General features: G+C 64.2%; 17 protein-coding genes. 9 read left to right on the top strand and 8 right to left on the bottom strand.

The features are described 5' to 3' along the window. Positions 1–22: 22 nt before the first annotated feature. From OS914_RS09005 to OS914_RS08990, 4 genes are all read left to right on the top strand, one after another. A complete protein-coding gene (locus OS914_RS09005; RefSeq protein ID WP_267545723.1) occupies positions 23–1,006 on the top strand; it encodes an ABC transporter permease in 984 nt (327 codons plus the stop codon). A gap of 3 nt (positions 1,007–1,009) precedes the next feature. Beyond that, positions 1,010–1,930 carry an ABC transporter permease gene (locus OS914_RS09000; protein WP_267545722.1) on the top strand — a complete coding sequence of 307 codons (921 nt, stop codon included), beginning with the start codon at positions 1,010–1,012 and terminating at the stop codon, positions 1,928–1,930. Further along, positions 1,923–4,037: an ABC transporter ATP-binding protein gene (locus tag OS914_RS08995; RefSeq protein WP_267545721.1), complete on the top strand. Its 2,115-nt coding sequence runs from the start codon at positions 1,923–1,925 to the stop codon at positions 4,035–4,037. Before OS914_RS09000 ends, OS914_RS08995 begins: the two co-directional genes overlap by 8 nt. Positions 4,038–4,105: 68 nt before the next feature. Then, positions 4,106–5,830, top strand: a complete 1,725-nt coding sequence (locus OS914_RS08990) for an ABC transporter family substrate-binding protein (RefSeq protein WP_267545720.1) — start codon at positions 4,106–4,108, stop codon at positions 5,828–5,830. 119 nt (positions 5,831–5,949) lie between these two features. Here OS914_RS08990 and OS914_RS08985 read toward each other — a convergent pair whose 3' ends face one another. Then, on the bottom strand, positions 5,950–6,567 hold the full coding sequence (locus tag OS914_RS08985) for a PH domain-containing protein (RefSeq protein WP_267545719.1): 618 nt from the start codon (positions 6,565–6,567) through the stop codon (positions 5,950–5,952). Positions 6,568–6,761: 194 nt separating this feature from the next. On the opposite strand from OS914_RS08985, the gene OS914_RS08980 reads away from it, so the two are divergent. Further along, positions 6,762–7,184, top strand: a complete 423-nt coding sequence (locus OS914_RS08980; RefSeq protein ID WP_267545717.1) for a universal stress protein — start codon at positions 6,762–6,764, stop codon at positions 7,182–7,184. A 108-nt stretch (positions 7,185–7,292) separates the two neighbouring features. Here OS914_RS08980 and OS914_RS08975 read toward each other — a convergent pair whose 3' ends face one another. The 5 genes from OS914_RS08975 to OS914_RS08955 form a co-directional block, all read right to left on the bottom strand. Then, a complete protein-coding gene (locus OS914_RS08975; protein WP_267545716.1) occupies positions 7,293–7,583 on the bottom strand; it encodes a hypothetical protein in 291 nt (96 codons plus the stop codon). 224 nt (positions 7,584–7,807) lie between these two features. Next, on the bottom strand, positions 7,808–8,365 hold the full coding sequence (locus OS914_RS08970; protein WP_267545811.1) for a TetR/AcrR family transcriptional regulator: 558 nt from the start codon (positions 8,363–8,365) through the stop codon (positions 7,808–7,810). Beyond that, a complete protein-coding gene (locus OS914_RS08965; RefSeq protein WP_267545715.1) occupies positions 8,365–10,533 on the bottom strand; it encodes an MFS transporter in 2,169 nt (722 codons plus the stop codon). Before OS914_RS08965 ends, OS914_RS08970 begins: the two co-directional genes overlap by 1 nt. A gap of 204 nt (positions 10,534–10,737) precedes the next feature. Next, complete coding sequence (locus tag OS914_RS08960) at positions 10,738–12,909, bottom strand: prolyl oligopeptidase family serine peptidase (RefSeq protein ID WP_267545714.1); 2,172 nt, start codon at positions 12,907–12,909, stop codon at positions 10,738–10,740. Between the two features lie 9 nt (positions 12,910–12,918). Further along, on the bottom strand, positions 12,919–14,736 hold the full coding sequence (locus OS914_RS08955) for a glycoside hydrolase family 15 protein (RefSeq protein WP_267545713.1): 1,818 nt from the start codon (positions 14,734–14,736) through the stop codon (positions 12,919–12,921). Between the two features lie 28 nt (positions 14,737–14,764). Here OS914_RS08955 and OS914_RS08950 point away from each other — a divergent pair, with 28 nt between their 5' ends. Next, positions 14,765–15,652 carry a hypothetical protein gene (locus tag OS914_RS08950; RefSeq protein WP_420713909.1) on the top strand — a complete coding sequence of 296 codons (888 nt, stop codon included), beginning with the start codon at positions 14,765–14,767 and terminating at the stop codon, positions 15,650–15,652. Positions 15,653–15,742: 90 nt separating this feature from the next. Beyond that, positions 15,743–16,828, top strand: coding sequence for an alanine racemase (locus OS914_RS08945; RefSeq protein WP_267545712.1), 1,086 nt, complete (start codon positions 15,743–15,745; stop codon positions 16,826–16,828). Positions 16,829–16,910: 82 nt separating this feature from the next. Here the strand turns inward: OS914_RS08945 and OS914_RS08940 are convergent, their stop codons facing one another. After that, the gene (locus OS914_RS08940; protein WP_267545711.1) at positions 16,911–18,029 is read right to left on the bottom strand and encodes a thermonuclease family protein; all 1,119 of its coding nucleotides are present in this window, start codon (positions 18,027–18,029) and stop codon (positions 16,911–16,913) included. 215 nt (positions 18,030–18,244) lie between these two features. Between OS914_RS08940 and OS914_RS08935 the strand changes: the two genes are divergently transcribed. Both OS914_RS08935 and OS914_RS08930 read left to right on the top strand, forming a co-directional pair. Continuing rightward, complete coding sequence (locus OS914_RS08935) at positions 18,245–19,078, top strand: SDR family NAD(P)-dependent oxidoreductase (RefSeq protein WP_267545710.1); 834 nt, start codon at positions 18,245–18,247, stop codon at positions 19,076–19,078. 105 nt (positions 19,079–19,183) lie between these two features. Beyond that, entirely contained in the window at positions 19,184–19,441 is a 258-nt protein-coding gene (locus OS914_RS08930) for a DUF6458 family protein (protein WP_267545709.1), read from the top strand. A gap of 104 nt (positions 19,442–19,545) precedes the next feature. Here OS914_RS08930 and OS914_RS08925 read toward each other — a convergent pair whose 3' ends face one another. After that, positions 19,546–20,847, bottom strand: a complete 1,302-nt coding sequence (locus OS914_RS08925) for a plasmid pRiA4b ORF-3 family protein (RefSeq protein ID WP_267545707.1) — start codon at positions 20,845–20,847, stop codon at positions 19,546–19,548. Positions 20,848–20,883 lie beyond the last annotated feature (36 nt).

The following is a 20,883-nucleotide window of genomic DNA, read 5'->3' as shown; positions in this document are numbered from 1 at the left end:
TATCCTTCAGCAGAGCGCACGAATGATTGGCTTCGTGGTCAAAAGGTTCGTCAATTATTTCATCCTCACAGCCATCGCGACACTGCTGGCCTACGTGCTGGCGAGCCTGTCGCTGAACCCGGCGCAACGCTACTTGGGCCGCAATCCGCAGCCCTCACCCGAGGTGGTCACCTCAATCCTCAATGGTCTGGGCGTCAATCCGGATATTCCGGTCCTGGAACGGCTGTGGATCTGGCTCTCCAACCTGGTGACGCATGGCTCGCTGGGCATCACGGTGGACAACCAGCAGGTCACCGACGTGATTTTTGCCCGGGCCGGGGTCAGCCTGCGCCTGCTGATCATTGGCAGCATCATCGGAGCGGTGCTCGGCGTCGTTTTCGGAGTCTGGGGAGCGGTCAAACAATACCGGGTGAGCGACCAGCTGGTCTCCTACGCATCGTTCACCGTTGGCGCCACGCCGACATTTGTGATCGGCGTGGTCCTGATGATCCTGGCCACCGGCCTCAACGGGCTGACCGGGCATCAGCTTATCAATTTCAGCGGAGAATATACCGCCGGGCTGCAGGGCAATTTCCTGGTGCTGTTCGGCGACAGAATCAACCACCTGATTTTGCCGACCATCACCTTGTCCCTGACGGCGGCGGCCGGCTATTCGCGCTATCAGCGCAGTGCGATGCTTGACGTCCTCTCCGCGGACTACATCCGCACGGCGCGATCCAAGGGCATGAGCCGCAACAGCGCGCTGGTCAAGCACGGCGTGCGGATTGCGCTGATCCCCATGTCCACCTACTTCGCATACTCCTTCGCGCTGCTGCTGACCGGTGCGACGGTGGTGGAGCTGGTGTTCAGCTGGCACGGAATGGGCGAATACCTGGTTCACTCGGTGCAGCAAAATGACATCAACGGAGTCGCCGGCTCTGTCATGTTCGCTTCCATCCTGGTGCTGATTGCCGGGACGCTGTCCGAAGTCGTTTATGCAGCCCTCGATCCGAGAGTGAGGGTCTAGCCGATGAGCATGGTCGAAGATGCCCAGGTCCTTCCCGTCACGCCGAAAGCACAAAAACGCACGAATCGGCCCACTTCCCGCGGGCGCCTCATCTTCGCCAAGCTCGCCCGTACGCCGCGCTTTTGGGTCGGCACCCTCACGCTGCTGGTCATCGTGCTGTGGGCGCTTTTTGGGCTGGCTTTTTATGCTTACAACGCGACCAGCCAGGATGTCATGTCGATGAACACGGCGCCCACCGGGAACCATTGGTTCGGCACGGACGAGATTGGCGGTGATATTTACGCCCAGACGGTGGTGGGGCTGCGTAAATCACTGCTGATCGGCTTCGTGGTGGGGCCCGTCTCGGCACTGCTGGCCGGGTTTATCGGGGCGCTGGCAGGGTACCTCGGTGGCGTATGGGATCGGGTCATTGTCTGGTTCATAGATCTGCTGCTGGTCCTTCCGGCGCTGTACATTCTGATCATGCTGTACCCGCTGATCAAGGGCGGATCGTGGGTCATCGTGATGGTTTATCTGGCGATTTTCAGCTGGATGATCCTTGCCCGCGTGATCCGCGCCCAAACGTCTTCCCTGCGGGACAGGGACTTCGTTAAGGCTGCGAGGTTCATGGGGGTGAAGACCAGCACGATCATCCGGCGGCACATCATTCCCAACGTTTCCTCGCTGCTGATCATCGACGCCACGCTGGGGGTTGGGGCCGCGATCCTGACGGAAACAACCCTGAGCTACTTCGGTTTCGGCGTCCAGCCCCCGGATGTTTCGCTCGGAACCCTGCTCTCCAGCGGCACCGGCGCCGCCACTACGCGCCCGTGGCTTTTTATCTTCCCGGCTGCGATCCTCGTCATCACCGTCCTGGCAACGAGTCTCGCCGGAGATGCGCTGCGCGACGCCGTCGACCCCACCTCTGGAGCAAACCGTGACTGAACCGCTGACCATTACCGGCAAACGGGCCCCGGCCGTGACTCCCGTCCTGGAAGTGGACAACCTCAGCGTGACCTTCGGACGGGGCGCGAACGAGGTGAAGGCCGTCAGGGGGGTCAGCTACCATGTGAACCCCGGCGAGTTCCTGGGCATTGTGGGAGAATCCGGCTCCGGGAAATCGGTGTCCTCGATGGCCGTGATGGGCTTGCTTCCGTCCTCCGCCCGGATCCGCGGCAGCGTGCGATTCCAGGGCCGGTCGCTGCTGGAATGCTCAGACGCCGAGCTCTCCGGGATCCGCGGCAAGGACATCTCGATGATCTTCCAGGATCCGCTGTCAGCGCTGACTCCGGTGTACACGGTGGGCCACCAGATCGCCGAGGGCCTGCTGCTCCATGATAAGAAGCTGTCCCGGCAGGGAGCCGCGGCACGGGCGGTGGAACTGCTGAAACTTGTCGGTATTCCGAGCCCGGAGCGCCGGGCGGAAGCATTTCCGCATGAATTCTCCGGCGGCATGCGCCAGCGGGCCATGATTGCGATTGCGATCGCCAACGATCCGCAGCTGATCATTGCCGATGAGCCGACGACTGCCTTGGATGTGACTATCCAGGCCCAGATTCTGGAGGTGATGCAGGAGGCGAAGGAGATCACCGGCGCCGCCGTCGTGCTGATCACCCACGATCTGGGCGTGGTGGCCGGCAACGCGGACCGGATTGCCGTCATGTACGCCGGACGTCTGGTGGAGACCGGCGGAGTGGATGAGGTTTTTCACGCGCCCGCCATGCCGTACACCATCGGGCTGCTGCGTTCCATGCCGTCGATGGCGTCCTCGCAGTCTCGGCTGGTGCCGCTGGAGGGGCGTCCACCGTCGCTCGCAGCACTGCCGCCAGGCTGTCCCTTCGCGCCGCGCTGCCCGCTGGTCATTGACGCCTGCCGGGAGGCGGAGCCGGCGCTCAGCGGCACGGAGGAACATCCCACCCACCAGGCCGCCTGCATCCGCTCGTCCGAAATTACCAGCGGGAAGCTGACGCGCTCGGAAGTGTTTCCGCGCCCGGCACCGGTGCTCGAGGGTGCACCGGCCGGCACCGACGGTCGTGAAGTGCTGTCGCTGAAGGGGCTGGTCCGGCACTTCCCGCTGCTGAAGGGTGCAGTCTTCAAGCGCCAAATCGGTACGGTGCGCGCGGTCGACGGCGTCAGCTTCGAATTGGGGTCCGGCCAGACACTGGGGCTGGTCGGCGAATCCGGCTGCGGCAAATCGACGACGATCATGGAAATTCTGGAGCTGGCCAAACCGCAGCAGGGGCAGATCCGGGTGAACGGAGTGGACGTCGCGGACCTGTCCAAGCGGGACAGGCTGAAGATGCGGCGCGACATCCAGGTGGTTTTCCAGGACCCAATGGCCTCCATTGATCCACGGCTGCCGGTCCACGACGTGATAGCCGAACCGTTGACCGTTCACGGGGTCAGCAAAAAGGACCAGCAGCGAAAGGTCGCCGAGATGATGGAGCTGGTGGGACTGGACCCGGAGATGGCTTCACGCTATCCGCATGAGTTTTCCGGCGGCCAGCGGCAGCGGATCGGCATTGCGCGGGCCCTAGTGACAGATCCGAAGATCCTGGTGCTCGACGAGCCCGTCTCCGCGCTGGATGTATCCATCCAGGCCGGTGTCATCAACCTGCTCAAGGATCTCCAGCTGCAGCTCGGGCTGTCCTACGTTTTTGTGGCCCATGACCTGGCCGTGGTCCACCACATTGCCGACCATGTGGCCGTGATGTATCTGGGCCGGATTGTGGAATACGGAACGTCGGATGACGTCTTCAGCAGGCCCCGCCATCCCTACACCCAGGCCCTGATCTCCGCAGTTCCCATTCCGGACCCCGCACTGGAGCGCACGCGCGTCCGGGTCCTCCTCGATGGGGACCTGCCCTCTCCGACGGACGATATCCCGGGGTGTAATTTCCGCAGCCGCTGCCCGCTGTACCAGCTGCTTCCGGAGGAACAACGGCTGCGCTGCCGGGATGAGGATCCCAGCCTGCGCACCGTGGACGATACTTCCGTCGCGTGTCATTACGCCGAGCACGATGCCTTGATCGATACGGTGGCAAAACGGTGAGACCGGTAAGCGGCGTACCACTGGCGGAACCAGTACGGAAAAGTTTCACTATGGGAGGAAAACATACAATGAAACGAACAAAATACGCTGTGCTCGGGGCCACGACCCTGGCCCTGGCACTGGGAATCTCCGGGTGTTCCGGCGGCAGCGGGGGCAGCACGTCCACGGTCAACGCCACGCAGGGCGCCAGCGATCAGGGCAAGCTGCCCACCACCGCCTGGGATACGGCGGATTACTCCGCCGTCAAGGCCGGGGGCACATTGACGCTGCCGATCAGCGCGCTGCCCTCCAACTGGAACTCCGGCACCGTCGACGGCAACAACTCGGATCAGATCAACGTCCTGCTGAACTCCACCACGGGTGGTCCGGTGCGGATCAAGGATGACGGCACCTGGGAGATGGACCCGAACTATGCCACCGAGGTCAAGCTCGTCAGCAGCGATCCCCAGGTCGTGGAGGTCAAGCTAAACCCCAAGGCCGTGTGGAGCGACGGCACCCCCATGACGTACAAGGATTTCCAGTCCGCGTGGAAGGCATTCAACGGCACCGACACCAGCTTCCAGGTCGCCTCGACGAACGTCTGGGAGGACATCTCGTCCGTTGACCGCACGGACAGCGACTCCAATTTCAAGATGACCTTCAAGAACAAGAACGCCGATTGGCCCTCAATTTTGGTCTCCCCTTCGTACGAAGCATCGGTAACGAAGGATGCTGCCACCTTCAACGACGCCTACAAGAGCACGCCGGTTCCCTCCAGCGGGCCCTACGAGGTCTCGAAGGTGGATACCACCGGTCAGGTGGTCACGCTGAAGCCGAACCCCAAATGGTGGGGGGAGAAGCCGAAGCTGGACACGATCATCGTCAAGTCGATTGAATCGCAGGATGCGCTGGCTCAGGCCTATGCCAATAAGGAAGTTGACGCACTCGGTATCGGCAGCGGCATCGTCAGTCCCGACGTCTATAACACCGCTTCAAAGCGCGACGACGGCGAGATCCAGCGCGCGGGCGGCCTCACCTGGTACCACTTTGACTTCAACGCCAAGGTGGCGCCACTGGACGACGTCAAGGTCCGTCAGGGCATTGCCCGGGCGATCAACCGCGACACGATTGCGCAGAGCCGCCTTGCTCCGCTGGGCGCTCCGGTCACCACGCAGAACAACTACATCTACATGCCCGGCCAGAAGGGCTACACGGATGACGCCACCTCGACGATCGGCTACGACGTTGCGAAGGCAGGTGCCCTGCTGGATGACGCAGGGTGGAAGAAGGGCTCCGATGGCATGCGGGCCAAGGATGGCAAGCCGCTGACCATTTCGGTGACCGTCCCGTCCGGGACCGCCACCTCCGCCAACGCTGCCAAGCAGATTCAGGCGAACCTGAAAGATGTGGGGGTGACCTTGACAATTGATTCTGTTCCGGTGGCCAAGTTCTTCTCCGACTACGTCACCACAACTGACAAGAAGAACTTCCAGACCACGCTGTTCTCCTGGGTCGGGACGCCGTTCCCCGTTTCCAGCTCGCTGTCCATCTTCTACCCGGCCGATGGTCCGCAGAACTACAACGGCGTTACGGACGCATCCCTGGGAGACATGTGGAAGCAGGCCAATGCCGAACTGGATCCGGACAAACAGCGGGCGCTGGCGCAGAAGATTGACCAGACCATCTTCTCCTACGTTCCGATGGTGCCGATTTCCCCGACGCCCACGGTGAGTGCGGTCAAGAAGGGCCTGGTCAACCTCGGTGCCGTCCAGTTCCAGACCGTTGACTGGACCAAGGTGGGGTGGAAGAACTGACCGGTCGATAGGGATCTTCGCGTGGTGATCCTGTTAGCAGGCAGAATTGACCGACAGCAGTAAATGATGGCCCCGGCGCACAGTGAGCCGGGGCCATCATCGTGCCTGGGCTTGGCTGATCAGATGTGCGCGAGCACGTCGGCCAGACACCCTGCCAGCACGAGGGCGCCGCTGATCAGCGCCGGTCTGCTCCAGGTTGTTCGCACAGGTGTCATCACCGGGGCGGCGGCTGACAGAGTTTCTGCGTCATCGCCCTGGCGCTGTTCCCAGCCGGACCACGCACGCGTCAGGATGGCCTGCGATCCGGTGTCCGAACGCGCTCCGGAGCCCCTGACCGCCGAACGCGCCACGCCGCCGCCGTCTCCGATCTTTGGCCCGAACCTCTCCAGCCCGGGCGCGCCCCAGGAGGTAAAGGCCGCGTCCTTGGTTTTAATCACCACGGAATGGGTCACCCGGATATCCGTGACGGCGCGGAAGGGGATCACCCGGTCGCGCAGCAGGTTCACCACCACCAGCCGGTCCGGCCCCACCCGAAGACACGGGCGCCAGGAGAGCACATACGTTCCCCAGCTCACGAAGGCCAGCCAGGGCAGATACGCCAGCAGCGCTGCGGCGTGGCCCAGCACCAGGAAGTTGACGGCCAGTCCGGCGCAGATAATCCAGACCACCACCGCGCTCACCCGTGGGAGGGCGGACCGTAGCACCGTCTCAGGTGCCGAAAAATTCGTCTGGTTCATCGTGTCCCTTGCCTGGCTGGGCCGCCTTCGCGGTCCCTGCCAGCTTAAGGGATTCCCAACCAGGTCGCAGATATGGCACTCATTTCACGCCGTAAGTGCTAATCAGTTGGGTATGGTGCCACGCCGCGGCGTTGGATGTGACTTAATGTAGTGACGTGTTACAAAATTTCTTTACCGAACGAAGGAGCAGCAAAATGACCGGGACCATTGTTGTTGGTGTCGACGGAAGCGAAACGGCTATGAAGGCCGCCCGTACGGCGGCCCGACTGGCTACGGGCATGGGCGGCGCACTGCGGATCGTGACGGCATACGAGGGCGACCGGACCGAGGTGGTGGAGATCGGCAGCGATCGCTGGGTAGTCTCCGATGCCGACGACGCCGAAAAGGTGGCGCAGTTGGTTGCGTCGGAGTTGGCTACATCGGGGGTGGAAACCACCTTCGCCGCGGTCCGGGGAAAGCCGCACGAGGTGCTCATTTCGGAAGCCGAGAGACTCGGCGCCAAGATGATTGTGGTCGGCAGCGTGCGGATGCAGGGTATGGGGCGCATCCTCGGCAGCGTGGCCAACACCGTGGCACACAATGCCTCCTGTGATGTCTACATCGTCAAGACCAACTAGCCCGCTCCGGTGAGGCAGGGGCGGAGCCGCGGGACCGATGCGGCGCCACCCCGGGGCGACCGCTGCCCCCTGCCCGCCCCGTTGCTCTTGGTGGGTCGCCGTGTAGGTTCAGTGACCGGCCGCGGAATCCAGTACCTTGATGGATTCCGTCGCCGGACGCTGCGGAACACCCGCCAGGGCCGGCAGCTCGGGCGCTACAGCAATACCAGCGCGCCAGCCGGACCACTGGGCCACCACGGCTTCCGTCAGCTTCAGGGATGCACACTGGAGCGCCCTGGCAGTCAAGGCCAGTAGCAGACAGCCCAGGAACGAGACCGTGATGAGGGAAAACATCAGCACGGCAATGAGCACGGTTCCTGAATAGACGAGCAAATCGTTGACGTTCAGGTACTGGTCCATAAAAGCTCCTAAGAGCGTCGTGCGGATGCAAGCTCATCTGCGGCGCAGGCTTTGGACATTACGCGCGATGTTCCAGTGACGACACCCCACACGCCCACGCCGCGCGGAATGAGATCAAGCTGACATTGAGGGTTACGAAAGAGTCTCGGAGCGGCCGGCGTAGGGGCCGCTTCGACAGTGCCGCCCAAACTGCGGCCTCAACGCCGCAGCCCCAGCCCTCCCGCCTAAACACTGCCGTCAATAATTCCCTGCACCAGGGCGCCATATTCACTGATCAACGCTTCACTGCCTGCCTCGCCGGGCGCAAGAATGCCAAGGGTCCGGACTCCGGCACCCAGCCCCAGCAGCGCGCAGACCACCAGTTTTGTGCGCCTCAGCCCGGGCTCCGTATCGCCAATCCACTCCGAAATCCGGCCCACATACCTGTCCCTGAACGTTACCTGCGCCTCGTCCGGATCGGGAGCGTCGTGGATCAATATCGGCACCATGGCCCAGGGCTCGGCCTCGCCCTGATCTCGGCGCGTGACAATTCGACGCACCAGTTGATATCCCACGGGCTCACCGCTGCCCGAATCATCCAGGTTCGGGGCTTCCGGGGCGGCAGCGCTGTACAGCTCGGCCTTACTGCCCATCACCTTCATCACCATCGCCGGGGAGAAACCGGAGCGGGCGGCGACGTCCTTAATTGTCACGGCGCTGTAACCCCGCTCGCCGAAGAGGCCGCGGCCGGCATCGACTATGGCTTTCCGGGTGGCGCTGCCCGCTGCGGCCGCGCTAACCATCACGTCAGCACCCCCGCATTAAGGGGTGCCGCAAAGTCGACGACGGCGGATTGGCCCGCTACCGTGATCTGCCGGGCGCGCGCCGTTTCCCCCTGGGCGTCCAAGGTGCTGAGAATGTAGCGTCCGGTGGGAGGCAACGGCAGTTCATACTTGCCGTCCCTGGTGTGCGTGGACGCGATGAACTCCCCGGTGGGCCGGGTCAACGTGACCAGCGCGGCGTCCCCGGGCGCCTGAGCTCCGCTGACCATTCCGGCCAGGGTCAGGCGCCGGGACAGGACGATCTGCTGCCAGCTGGCGGCATCAGTGAAATTTAGGGCCTGCGAATGCGGCGCCCAGCCATCGGCGCTGGAGACCACCAGATAACGGTCCGGACCGGGCAGCACCACTGAATATCCGCCGTCATTATTGGCCCGGCTCCAGTCCACCGGCGCTCCGTCGGTACTGAGGATATTGACCACCGCATTACGGATGGGCCGGCCCTCGACGCCGACCACCGTGCCGCTGACCACAATCTCCGCGTCGCTGCCCGTGGTCTTGGCGGCGGCGTCGTCGGCCGTTGACTTCAGCGTGCCCGGCAGTGCTGTGCCGGACGCTGCCCTACCCGGCAGTTTTGTGAAGGCCAGTGCCGTTGCCGACTGTGCCGTTGCCGACTGTGCCGTTGCCGACTGTGCCGCGGCCGGGACCGGAACCGCGCCGGCCGGAGCCGGTCCGGGGAGACCGACAGCGGAGCCAGCGGCGCGCCCGTCGGCCACCTTCCCAACTGCCATTGTCAGGAACTTAGGAATGAAAGCCGTTACGCCCACCGAGAGCAAGGCGGCGACGGCGGCAAGCCAGAAGATGAATTGGAACGCATCCAGCGTCGGCAGCGACACTCCGTTGTGGTCCATCACCACCGAGGTGAGGATGGCAGCTACGGCAGCGGACGCCGTCGAGGTTCCCACCGCGCGCAACAGCGAATTCAAACCGTTCGCGGAGGCCGTCTCCGTAATCGGCACCGAGCGCATGATCAGCGTCGGCATCGCAGCATAGGCAATTGCGGTGCCCATGCTGACCGCCATAGCGCCCACCACGATCATCCAGATCTCGCTGTTGAGGAAGACCCGGGCCACGTAGGAGACCGCCAAAACCAGCGCACCGACAATCAGCGTGGTCTTGGCCCCGAACCGCTTGGTGATGACGGCGGAAATCGGAGCGAGGGCCACCATGGCCAGGCCCGACGGCACCATGCACAGCCCGGCGACCACCACGCTGAGCTCAAATCCATAACCGGAAACCTTGGGCATCTGCAGCTGCTGCGTGGTGGAAAGCATATTGGCATACATCGAAAAGCCGACCAGGATCGAGGCAATATTGGTCAGCAGCACCGGCCTGCGCGCAGATGTGCGCAGATCCACCATTGGCTGGCTGACCCGTAGCTCGAACGGGAACCACACGGCCAACACCACCGCCGTGGTGATAAACAGCAGGATCACCGGCTCGCTGCTCCAGCCCCAGCTGCCGCCCTTGGAAATTGCCAGTAAAAGCGCGGTCAGGGCGATCGAGAGCATCGCGGCGCCCAGGAAATCGAACCGGCCGCGGGTCCGCAGCTCCGATTCCGGCACGATGGCCAGCACCGCGATGATCAACGCGATGCCGACGGCGGCCGACAGCCAGAAGATGGCCTGCCAGCCCAGTGCCTCGTAAATAATCCCGGACAGCGGCAGGCCCAGCGCGCTGCCGATGCCCAGTGTGGCACTCATCAGGGCGACTGCTGAGGCCACCTTCTCTTTGGGCAACTCGTCGCGCATGATGCTGATGCCGACCGGGATCAGTGACGCGGCGAAGCCCTGGAAGGCACGGCCGGTCACCAGCGTGACGAAATTGCCGCCCGACGCCGCGATGACGGAGCCGATCACCATGAGAACCATGGCGACGATCATCATTCGACGCTTCCCGACCATATCCGCCAGCCGGGAGACGATGGGCGTGGCGACCGCACTGGTCAGCAGCGTTACGGTAACCAGCCAGGAGACATCGTCCGGGCTGGTGTTCAGGATCTTGGGGAAATCCGGCAGCAGCGGAATCACCATGGTCTGCTGCAGCGACACCACGGTCCCGGAAAGGCAGAGGATGACGACGATGAGACCCGTGGGTCTGCGGGTGGTGGTCTTCGCTGAGTGCGAGGGCACAGGAACCTCTCGGAAAAATTCGCGCGGAACGGGGCCGGGCGAGTGCGGCGGGGGCTAAACGGGCTGTGAACAGCAGGTCATCACCCAGTGAACACCCGTTCACCGCCTGATGGCAACCAGCCCGGAGGATGTCAATCAGCTAGTGCGGACGTGTACCCAAGGGAGACCCCCTCCTTGGGGCCCCCCTTGCGCGCCCCGTCCTGCTCAACCAGCCAAGTGTCGCCAGAGGAACTCATGGGAAGCTGTGTGCAGTCGGGCTGCCTGCCGGTTGTTGCTGGCTCCGGCATGTCCACCTTCCAGGGCTTCGTGGAACAAGACTCCGGGGATGCCCATGGCTTCCATCCGAGCTGCCATCTTGCGGGCCTGGACCGGCCCGACCCGGTCGTCGGAGGTGGCGGTCCAAAGAAAGGTTGGCGGATAGTCGAGGCCTTCGCGCAGTAAGTGGTACGGGGAAAACGTGCGGATATACTCCCACTGCTCGGGCACATCGGGGTCGCCGTACTCCGCAATCCAAGACGCGCCGGCGGAGAGTTTCGAGTATCGCCGCATGTCAAGCAGGGGCACACCGCAGGAGATGGCGCCGAACAAGTCCGGATAGCTGGTAAGCATGTTGCCCACGAGCAGGCCGCCGTTGCTGCCCCCCGTGCATCCCAGATACGACCGACTGGTGACCCCGCGCGCCTTCAGATCCCGCGCCACCGCGGCGAAGTCCTCGTAGGCCCTATGCCGGTTCTCCTGTAGTGCGGCCCTATGCCAAAGCGGTCCGTACTCGCCGCCGCCGCGGATATTGGCCACTATATAGACGCCGCCGCGTTCGATCCCGCTGATAACGGTCCGCCGTTCCAGCCAGGTCCTGCCCAGGGCGCCGCTGTAGTCGGGCGTACGGGATACCTCGAATCCGCCGTAGCCGGATAACAGCGTTGGATTGGCGCCGTCGAGCACTAGGTCCCGGCGCCCCACCTGAAAGTACGGGACGCGCGTGCCATCGGCAGAGTCGGCGAAGTGCTGCTGGACCTCCAAGTCGTCCGCCTGAAAGAACGACGGCGCCTGCCGGACCAGGCTGGCCGTCTCGCCGGCCCGGGCGGCGACCGCAGCGCCCGCCTCGGCTGACCTGTCAGCAGGCATGGCAGCTGAGAGGGTCCCGCGGAGTAGGGTCGTGGGTGTGAGGAAGCCACTGACCAACAGCCAGTAGTCGTCGCCACATGCGGGATCCTCGTCGTCGACGGCAAAGGCTTCGCCCGAGTGCAACGGCGGACAGCCGGCCAGGTCATGGCCTGCCCACTCGGCGTCCGGATCGAGGACCGTCACGGCTGCCGAAACGTCCTGGAGCAGGTTCAGCAGCATAAAATTTGAAGTCCAGCTCCATGATTGCAGGGCGGTGTGCAGATCCGGGACGAACACCGTCCGCAGCTGCCGGTCGCCCGAGAGGAAGGCTGCAAGTTCAATCACCAGCAGGCTGCCGGCCAGGTGAATCGTCCCGTCCAGCTCCCAATCCGTTTGTGGACGCAGCAGCAGCCACTGCCGGTGCAGGGAGACGTTCACATCGTCCGGAACAGCAATATGCACCCATTCGTCGTCGTGGCGCAGGTACGTCCTGCTGCGGAAAAAGTCGATCACATCGCAGGCGATGTTACGTTCGAAGCCAGGCGTGCGGTCGTGCGAAACACCGCCGCTGAGATGGTGTTCGGGGACGTCGAAGTAAGGCGCAGTGCCCGCCAGCTCCGCCAACGACTGCCCGCGGTGCAGGATCCGGCACTGGGAGGGGTAGGACGATGCCGTCATGGAGCCCGCTCCAAGATCCGTTCCCACGTAGAGGGTGTCGGCATCCCGCCAGCTGAGCCGGGTCTTGGCAGAGGGCAGAAAGAAGCCGTCTGGGACAAAGTTCTGCGCGGCCAAATCGAATTCGCGGTAGGTGACCGCGTCTGCGCCGTCGGCGGAGAGGGCCACCATCGCGCGTCGGTAGTCCGAGCCTTGAGCAGGCCTGAGCAGGGATGCGCCGGCCCAGACCCAGGGCAGGTCTTCTTCGTTGGAGAGCTCATCGAGATCCAGCAGGACCTGCCATTCCGGGGTGCGGGTCTGGTACTGCGCCCATGTGGTTCGCCGCCACAGCCCACGGGGATGCGACTTATCGCGCCAGAAGTTGTAGTACCAATCGCCTCGCTTGTTCACCAGCGGGATGCGATCGGCCGAATCCAGGACCTTCAGCACCCGGCCTTCCAGTGCCGTGTATTCATCGGTCAGCAGCTGCGCATCGGTACGGTCATTGTGCTCACGGACCCAGGCGATGGCTTCATCCCCGTGAATGTCCTCCAGCCAAAGAAATTCGTCTGCTGGTTCGTCGGCCAAACGGTGCTCCTCTGCGCGTGTCTGCGTCATGAGCCCATCCTAGGCACCTGCGCACGGGGCCGAGTCGGGAACCGGAGCGTCGCTGCGGTGCGCCTTCCCGTGATGGAGCTGGATGGCACTGTTGACCAGTGCAAAATGGCTAAACGCCTGCGGAGTGTTGCCCAGCTGGCGGCCGGACTTCGTGTCCCATTCCTCGCTGAGCAGGCCAACGTCGTTGCGCAGCGCCAGAAGCCGTTCGAACAGTTCGGTGGCCTCCCGGCGCCGCCCGGCCCCGAGCTGCGCATCCACCATCCAGAAGGAGCAGGCCAGGAACACGCCCTCCCCGCCCGGGAGGCCGTCGTCGCTCGTCTGCGGACGGTACCGCATGACGAAACCGTCCTGGGAGAGGTCCTGCAGGATCGCGTCGATGGTGCCGACGACGCGCGGATCATCCGGTGGCAGGAACCCCACGCGCGGGATCAGCAGCAGACTGGCGTCAAGTTCGGTGCTGCCGTAGGACTGGACAAAGGTGTTGCGGCCCGCGTCGAAACCGTGTTCCATCACGTCCGCGTGAATGGTGTCCCGCAGCGCCTCCCACCTGTCCACCGGGCCATCCAGATGGTAATTCCGTATCCCCTTCACCATCCGGTCCGCCGCCACCCACGCCATCACCTTTGAATGCGTGAAGTGCCGCCGTGGCCCGCGCATTTCCCACAGCCCGTTGTCCGGCTTGTCCCAGACGGTTTCCAGGTGCTCCATCAGCGCCGTCTGCACGGCCCAGGAATTGTCATTGGCCTTCAGCAGCGCATTGCGGGTCAGGGACAAGCCGTCCAGCACCTCGCCCCAGACATCGAGCTGCAGCTGGTCCGCCGCGGCGTTTCCGGTGCGCACCGGCGAGGATCCTTCAAAGCCGCGCAGCCATTCCAACTCGGCCTCTGGGATGCGCCGCCGGCCGTCAATGGCATACATAATCTGCAGATCTGCCGGATCCCCGGCGACAGAACGCAGCAGCCAGTTCCGCCAAGCCGTCGCCTCGTCCGTGTAGCCGGCGGCGAGCAGCGCCTGCAGCGTCAGGGTGGCATCCCGCAACCAGCAATACCGGTAGTCCCAGTTCCGTGGGCCGCCGATCTGCTCCGGCAGGGATGTCGTCGCGGCCGCCACGATGCCTCCGGTGGGCAGGTAGGTCAGCGCCTTGAGGGTAATGAGCGAGCGCTGCACGGCCTCCTTATATGGTCCGCTGGCCTTGCTGCGCCCGCTCCACTGCGCCCAGTACTCCTGCGTCTGCGCCAGCGCCTTGTCCGGATCGACTTTCCGCGTCCGATGCTGGGTCTGATGGCTGGGATGCCAGGTCAGCACAAACGGGACTTTTTCGCCGGCGCTCACGGAGAATTCGCTCACCGAGCTCATGTGTTCGCCCTGCACGGGCACCGGGGTCGCCAGCAGCACCGCGTCCGGGCCAGCCACCGCCAGGATGCCGGCCCCATGTTTACGCACCCATGGCACAATGTGGCCGTAGTCAAAGCGCAGTACCAGCTCGCCGCGCATGCGGACGGTTCCGCTGAGCCCCTCAACAATGCGGACGACGTCGGCAACTTCGTCGCGCGGCGGCATAAAGTCCGTGACGCGCACCCGTCCCTCGTCGGTGTCCCACTCCGATTCCAGGATCAGCGTGCCGTGCTGATACTGCCGGCGGGTGCACACCCCACCCGCTTCCGGAGCCAGTAGCCAGCGGCCGGCGCCGTCGTCGTCCAACAGTGCCGCAAAGCACGCGGGCGAGTCGAAGTTCGGCAGGCAGAGCCAGTCAATGGAGCCACCGGTGCCCACCAGCGCCGCCGTATGCAGATCACCGATGATCGCGTAGTCCTCAATCCGGCCCATCTTAGTGACCGTCCGAACGGGCGGCGGGATGAGTGACAACCGTAACTACGGCGGCGGCGGCAGTAGTGCGGCGGGCAGGTCCGGCGGGGCGGAGGGGATGATGGTCACTGTTGGGGTGGCACTGGTGAGTGGGCATCCTTCTGTCTATCACCCAAGTCTTTGCGTGTCAGCCCCTGAGCGGCAATCGAGCGCCGTCGTGGAAACGAGGGGTCTGGCTGAGCCGGGCCGGGAATGGGACGATGGAAGCGTGCAGTCCATACTCGATTTTGCGGGCCATTATTGGTGGCTGGTCTTTCCCCTCAGCGGTGTCGTGGGCGGCTGGGCACGGTCATGGTCCAAGGCCGGCGAACGCAGGCATCAGCGCAGACTTGAGCTGTATCAGGTCAAAAACCAGGCGCTGCGGATAGACCAGGTGCGCGCCGAGGAGGTCGCGCAGTTGATGCTCACGCACGACGGCGTCAATAAGCGTTGGCTGGACTACGAACTTGACGTTGGGAAGCTGATTGATTTTCCGATGATGACGGACGTGCGCGAACCGCTCACCGTCGCATTTTTGCGCGCTAAACGGGAGGCCGATGGCCTCCGGCCAGCGGAGGCCGGCGAAATCACGGCCAAGAGCCGGCTGGATGAGTACCGCGCCGCCGTCAACGGGTATGAAGTCGCGTTTGAAGTGGCCGAGCGGGAGGCCCGTCGGGTCAAGGACAGCAGCTTCACCGGCCCGGAGCGCCAGCGACTGGCCACCGCACGCAAGCTGATTACCATTGCCGTGGATAACGCCGCCACCCCGTCCGAGCGGCAGACCGCTTACCGCCGCGCCCGCCGGGAGCTGGACGGCCTGATTGTGCTGCCCGATGTGACGGTGGCGGCGCTCGAGGAAAAGATAGCCCGGATGCTCGGCACCGGAAATGCGCAGTAGGGCTGCGGCAGCGCTGCGCCTGCCCGTACAGCCTGTCCGGCGCGGCCGGCCGCCTTGGCCCGCCCCTCGGATTCCTGACACGATGGGTCCATGACCGACAGCCTGAACGCCAGCCACCTTCCTCCAACTCCATTCCTTGCCGTGGACGCCGCCATCGTGGAGACGAACCTGGCTGCAATGTCGGACGCTGCTGCGGCACGGGGTCTGGCCCTGCGGCCGCACGCCAAGACACATAAAGTAGTGGAGCTGGCTATGCGGCAGATCGAACTCGGCGCCGTGGGGCTGACCGTCGCGACCTTGGGCGAAGCGGAGGTCTTCGCGGTGGCCGGCGTCACCGACATCTTCATTGCCTTTCCCCTGTGGGCGGACGAAGGAAAGGGTGCCAGGCTGCGGGCGCTGGCGGAGAACATCACGCTGACCGTCGGCGTTGACTCCGCGGAGGGCGCACGCCAACTCGCTGCGACAACGGCGGGAGCCCCGATCGGGGTGCTGGTAGAAGTGGACAGTGGCCATCACCGCAGCGGCGCGGCCCCGGCCGACGCGGGTGCTCTGGCCCGAGCTGCCGCGGAGGCCGGACTCGATGTCCGCGGGGTGTTTACCTTCCCCGGCCACGGTTATGGTCGGGGGACCCAAAGCAGCGCCGCGGAGGATGAGGCACAGGCGCTCGCCGTCGCGGTGGAATCCCTCGCCGTTGCCGGGTTGAAAGCCACCGTGGTAAGCGGCGGTTCGACGCCGACGGCGGCAGTTGCCGACGCTGCAATACTCACCGAGATGCGTCCTGGGGTCTATCTGTTCAATGACGCCCAGCAGGTAGAAATGGGCACCTGCGGGTGGGGTGACGTTGCCCTTTGGGCGGTGGCAACGACGGTCAGCCGGCATGGCCAGCACATCATCGTGGATTCCGGCAGCAAAACGCTCGGCGCGGACTGGCCGGCCTGGGCCACCGGCGGCGGCCGGCTGCCGGATCACCCGGACGCACGCATCACAGCGCTCTCCGAACACCATGCGACCGTAAAATTCCCGGACGGTGCGGCGCTCCCGGATCTGGGGGAGCTGGTCCGTGTGGTGCCGAATCACGTGTGCGCGGCGGTGAACCTGGCCGACGAACTGATGGTGATGGTCGACGGCGCCGTGGCTGATACGTGGCAGGTGGCGGCCCGCGGGCAGAACAGTTAGCCCCCGGCGCTGCCTGGCCACGCCTCCAGTCCGGAACAACCGACCCGCCGGCGGCTGTCGAAAGGAAACCCCAGACACACCGTCAGCAGGGCCGGTACGTCTTTCCGCCCGGGGCGTAACAGCGCGGGCCCGTGTAACCCTTGGCAGGGGCAGGCGCCACCGGGGGCGCAACATAGGGCTGCGCAGCAGGAGGGACGTAGGGCGGGGGAGCAGGAGGTACATACGGTGCCGGAAGATTGCTGACCCCTACCGCCTCCCGACTTGCCGCGTCCTGTGCCGCCGCTTCTCGTGCCGCTTGTGCGGCGACAGCTTGTTCCGCCGCAACTGCCGCAGCAGCCTCGGCAGCCTCGGCTGCTGCCTTATCAGCCGCGGCCCGCGTGTCAGCGGCCAGCAGCTCGTCGCGGCGGTTCTCCAATACAGGAATGGTGGCGTTCATCCGGTCGATCCCCGCCGTGACACGGGCGAGGTGTCGCGACACGTCCGCGGCGCTGAACGCGGCCCAAAGAATGGGTTTGGTTGAACCGGTTCCGGCAGAGAGCAGGGTGTGGACCACCTTGGCCGAAGCCAGCGCGGCAACGGCAGCAGCGATGGCGGTAACGGCAGCACCGGAAGTCTGCGCTGCTGCTGAGTCCATGGATGTTTCGAGCGCAGTCATGCTTTCTTCGATCTGGGCCGGCAGGGTGCATGGTATCGAGGTGCTGAACAATCCGATGCCCGCGGCCCGAGCCTCATCGTGGGCTGCCCGGACCGTTGCAAGGTACTTCGTATTTGCCCCGGACGAGACAGGAATCCCCAGACCCTTCCTGGCTACTCCTGCATCGACCAACTGCCCCGATTCGTTATATACTGCGGCCAGGATCCGACCGGATTGGTCCGGTATGGGGTCATCGAGCTCCATAGTGATATGGCTGCCGGGCGGCATCGTGCTCTTCAGATAGGCCTCGGCTTCGGGTTCCAGGCATTCAACGGGGCTGCTGGCATCCTTCGGCTGCGGCGTATCGACATTGAGCAAATGAACGGTCTGATCCCGTTTGTTGATGGTGACAACCAGGGTGGCGCCATCAACAATGCGGACAACCTCGCCTGAGGTTGGCTTGGGTGCAGCAGAACAGGAAACTAATCCGGCCGCGAAGGCCAGCACAACGGTGGCCGCCAGGATGGTCCCTGTTTTTCGGCGTGAGATGGGCGGTTTTGTACCCATGATTCCCCCATGGAATTTAGCGAGCGAAGTTGACGTATGACGAAAAGCTGGGAACCTCATGTTAGCCCACTGATGGTTAGCTGGTATTACCATGTGCGCATACGTTACCCGCGGAGCACCATCAGTGTGGAACAACCGACCCGCCGGCGCCGTTCTATCATCAGTAGCTATCCCCGCACCGAGGACCTCATGCTGGACAACCCGAAGGACTAGCCATGGCAGAACGTACGATCATCATCACCGGAGCGAGCGACGGAATCGGTGCAGCGGCAGCGCAGGCGCTGAGCGCCGGAGGTGACCGGGTCGTCGTCGTCGGCCGGTCGCCGGAAAAGACCAAGGCGATCGCCGACGGACTCGGCGCGGAGTACTTCCTCGCCGATTTTGCCCAGCTGGACCAGGTGCGCGGGCTGGCAGCAGCACTGAAGGAAAAGTATCCGCGCATCGACGTATTGGCAAACAACGCAGGCGGTATTATGGGGCGCCGTGGGCTGACCGTGGACGGGCACGAGAAGACGTTCCAGGTAAACCATCTGGCACCGTTCCTGCTGACGACCCTGTTGCTGGACGTACTGCTGGAGAGCAAGGCCCGGGTGATCAATACCTCCAGCGTGGCCAACAGTTTCTTCGGTCATCTGGACATCGATGATCTGGACGCCGAAAAGAAGTACGGCACGAACCGGGCGTATGGCAATGCCAAACTGGCGAATATTTTGTTCACGAAGGAACTTGACCGCCGGTACGGGCGGCAGGGACTGACCACGGCGGCGTTCCATCCGGGAGGGGTGGCAACGAACTTCTCAGCGGAGTCGCAGAGCCCGATGCGTTTTGCCTACAAGGGCCTGCTGCGCAGGTTCATGCTGACCCCCGCGCAGGGCGCAGACACGCTGGTCTGGCTGGCAACCACGCGACCGGGAACGGACTGGGTTTCCGGACAGTACTATGCCAAGCGCAAGGTGGCAAAGGCAAACAAGCAGGCCGACGACGCCGGGTTGGCCAGGGCGCTGTGGGAGCGCAGCGAGGAGATGGTCATCGCGCAGCCTGCCGGATAGCCGGGGCGGTCCCCCAACGCGGCAGCCTTGTGAGGTACGCTGCTCTCACGGCCGGCAACACACGCGGCAGAGCCCCGGCACTGCCGCCACACAAGGAGGTTCAGCATGAGAATCGGATCGTCAATTTTCCTGATAGCGGTGGGAGCCATTCTGGCTTTTGCCATCGACGGCAGCGCCGTCCCCTACATTGATCTGCATCTGGTCGGTTACATTTTGCTGATCGTGGGTGTACTGGGATTGATTATCTCGCTGGTCATGAGCGGCTCGCACCGTCAACGCCGGGTCACTGAGAGCCGATCCATAGTGGATCCCGGTACCGGGGAACGCATTACGCGCAACGAGAGCCGTGACTCGGGACTCTGAGCGGAAACATCGCGATGCTCATGACGTCGGCCGGTAGCTGGCCGATGAGGCTCCGATTGGGCATCGTGTTCAGCAGGCCATCAGCGCAATCGAAACCGTAGCAGTTAGGGATATTCCCGGCTCCTGCGCTGCCGTACGTCGAGCAGGAACTTGATTCCGGCCAGCGTGAGCGGGCCCTGTTTGCCGAACTTTCCCTCCGGTTCCCGAAGGTCCAGGCAGCCCAGGGACCAGCGCAGATCCCGATACAGGCCCATTGCATCCAGCTCTTCTACCGGCGCGCCGCCGGGCATCCGGAACATCGAGTTATTTAGGATATCGGCCAGCATCCCCCCGATGGCGTTCCATTCGGGCATGGTGTCTTCCAGTAACCAGCTGACAACCACGCGGTGCACCAGGTCCGCGGCGTTGCTGGCAGGCAAGGCAAAACGTTCGCGCACGTAGGCCCACAAGGCGGCGTCGTCGTCGGCCATCTTCCGTGCCGCCGGCGTCAAGACCAGCCTGCCCTTGGCTTTGCGCAGCAGCTTCCAGTGCTGGCAGTTCTCCCGCAGCGCCATCACCGGAATGGCCTGGTCCTCGCGATTAACCGAACCGTAGCAGCGTTCCTGCCAGCCCAGCTCCGCCACCGCCGTGCGCACCACTGCCGGTTTCAGGTAGCCGGCCGCCGTGAGCTCCAGGCCATCGGTACCGGCGCGCTGCAGCAGCCAACGGACGGGACGGACGACGGCGGCGAGCTCGGTTTCGGTGGGCGGGCCGGCGTTGCGCAGCAAGGTAAAACGGGCCAGTTTCGCGTTGACGGCATCGATATCGAAGGCCTCGGCGTCAAACGGGGCAGCGTCACCGGTGCCGATCGTCGACGCGGCCCCGGCATACCAATCGGCCAGGTCCTCATACTGCGGATGCCGTGGATTCGCGAGCACCTCGCACAGCTGGGTGTAGCCGCCGATGCCTCCTGAATCCTCCACCGGGCCGCGGCGATCGCCTGAGGTGCAGACAGCCTGACCGTCCTGGAGCAGGCATCGGCCGGTCACCGTGATGGTGTGGTCCCAGGAATCCCCGAAGTCATACTCGTACGCCAGCGTGCCGGCCTGGGTCCCGGCGGCGGCAGCGCTGCCAGCGCTGCCGGAGCCCGCCGCGGTCTCCAGCACGGAGGTCAGCGAAACGCCGGTCTCGGCTTCCACCCCGATCTCCCGGGCAGTCTCTTCATCCGAGAGGATTCGTTGCGTGTCCGGGCCGGTTCCGGCGGTGAACTGGTGCAGATGGCGGTCTTCCCAGCCAAACGCCAACTGGATCACCCGGTGCAGCTGCGCTAGCTCAATGTTCTCTGGGACACGGATCGACCGCCAGATCGGCGGCGCGATCCCGTCCAGCGAGATGCGAAGTTCAAGTCCTTTTTCGGCGTGTCCCATGCTTGCCATTGTGGCAGAGCGCGGGCGGCGGCGGTG

Source organism: Arthrobacter endolithicus, from assembly GCF_026627425.1.
In the GTDB taxonomy this organism is placed as follows: Bacteria; Actinomycetota; Actinomycetes; order Actinomycetales; family Micrococcaceae; genus Arthrobacter_M.
This window is presented reverse-complemented; position numbering and strand designations above follow the sequence as displayed.

Excerpts from the sequence above, each read along its gene's own strand:
- OS914_RS09005 (WP_267545723.1), top strand. The coding sequence starts at position 23 with ATGATTGGCTTCGTGGTCAAAAGGTTCGTCAATTATTTCATCCTCACA.
- OS914_RS09000 (WP_267545722.1), top strand. The coding sequence starts at position 1,010 with ATGAGCATGGTCGAAGATGCCCAGGTCCTTCCCGTCACGCCGAAAGCA.
- OS914_RS08990 (WP_267545720.1), top strand. The coding sequence starts at position 4,106 with ATGAAACGAACAAAATACGCTGTGCTCGGGGCCACGACCCTGGCCCTG.
- OS914_RS08985 (WP_267545719.1), bottom strand. The coding sequence starts at position 6,567 with ATGAACCAGACGAATTTTTCGGCACCTGAGACGGTGCTACGGTCCGCC.
- OS914_RS08980 (WP_267545717.1), top strand. The coding sequence starts at position 6,762 with ATGACCGGGACCATTGTTGTTGGTGTCGACGGAAGCGAAACGGCTATG.
- OS914_RS08975 (WP_267545716.1), bottom strand. The coding sequence starts at position 7,583 with ATGGACCAGTACCTGAACGTCAACGATTTGCTCGTCTATTCAGGAACC.
- OS914_RS08970 (WP_267545811.1), bottom strand. The coding sequence starts at position 8,365 with ATGGTTAGCGCGGCCGCAGCGGGCAGCGCCACCCGGAAAGCCATAGTC.
- OS914_RS08960 (WP_267545714.1), bottom strand. The coding sequence starts at position 12,909 with ATGACGCAGACACGCGCAGAGGAGCACCGTTTGGCCGACGAACCAGCA.
- OS914_RS08955 (WP_267545713.1), bottom strand. The coding sequence starts at position 14,736 with ATGGGCCGGATTGAGGACTACGCGATCATCGGTGATCTGCATACGGCG.
- OS914_RS08950 (WP_420713909.1), top strand. The coding sequence starts at position 14,765 with ATGAGTGACAACCGTAACTACGGCGGCGGCGGCAGTAGTGCGGCGGGC.
- OS914_RS08945 (WP_267545712.1), top strand. The coding sequence starts at position 15,743 with ATGACCGACAGCCTGAACGCCAGCCACCTTCCTCCAACTCCATTCCTT.
- OS914_RS08940 (WP_267545711.1), bottom strand. The coding sequence starts at position 18,029 with ATGGGTACAAAACCGCCCATCTCACGCCGAAAAACAGGGACCATCCTG.
- OS914_RS08935 (WP_267545710.1), top strand. The coding sequence starts at position 18,245 with ATGGCAGAACGTACGATCATCATCACCGGAGCGAGCGACGGAATCGGT.
- OS914_RS08930 (WP_267545709.1), top strand. The coding sequence starts at position 19,184 with ATGAGAATCGGATCGTCAATTTTCCTGATAGCGGTGGGAGCCATTCTG.
- OS914_RS08925 (WP_267545707.1), bottom strand. The coding sequence starts at position 20,847 with ATGGGACACGCCGAAAAAGGACTTGAACTTCGCATCTCGCTGGACGGG.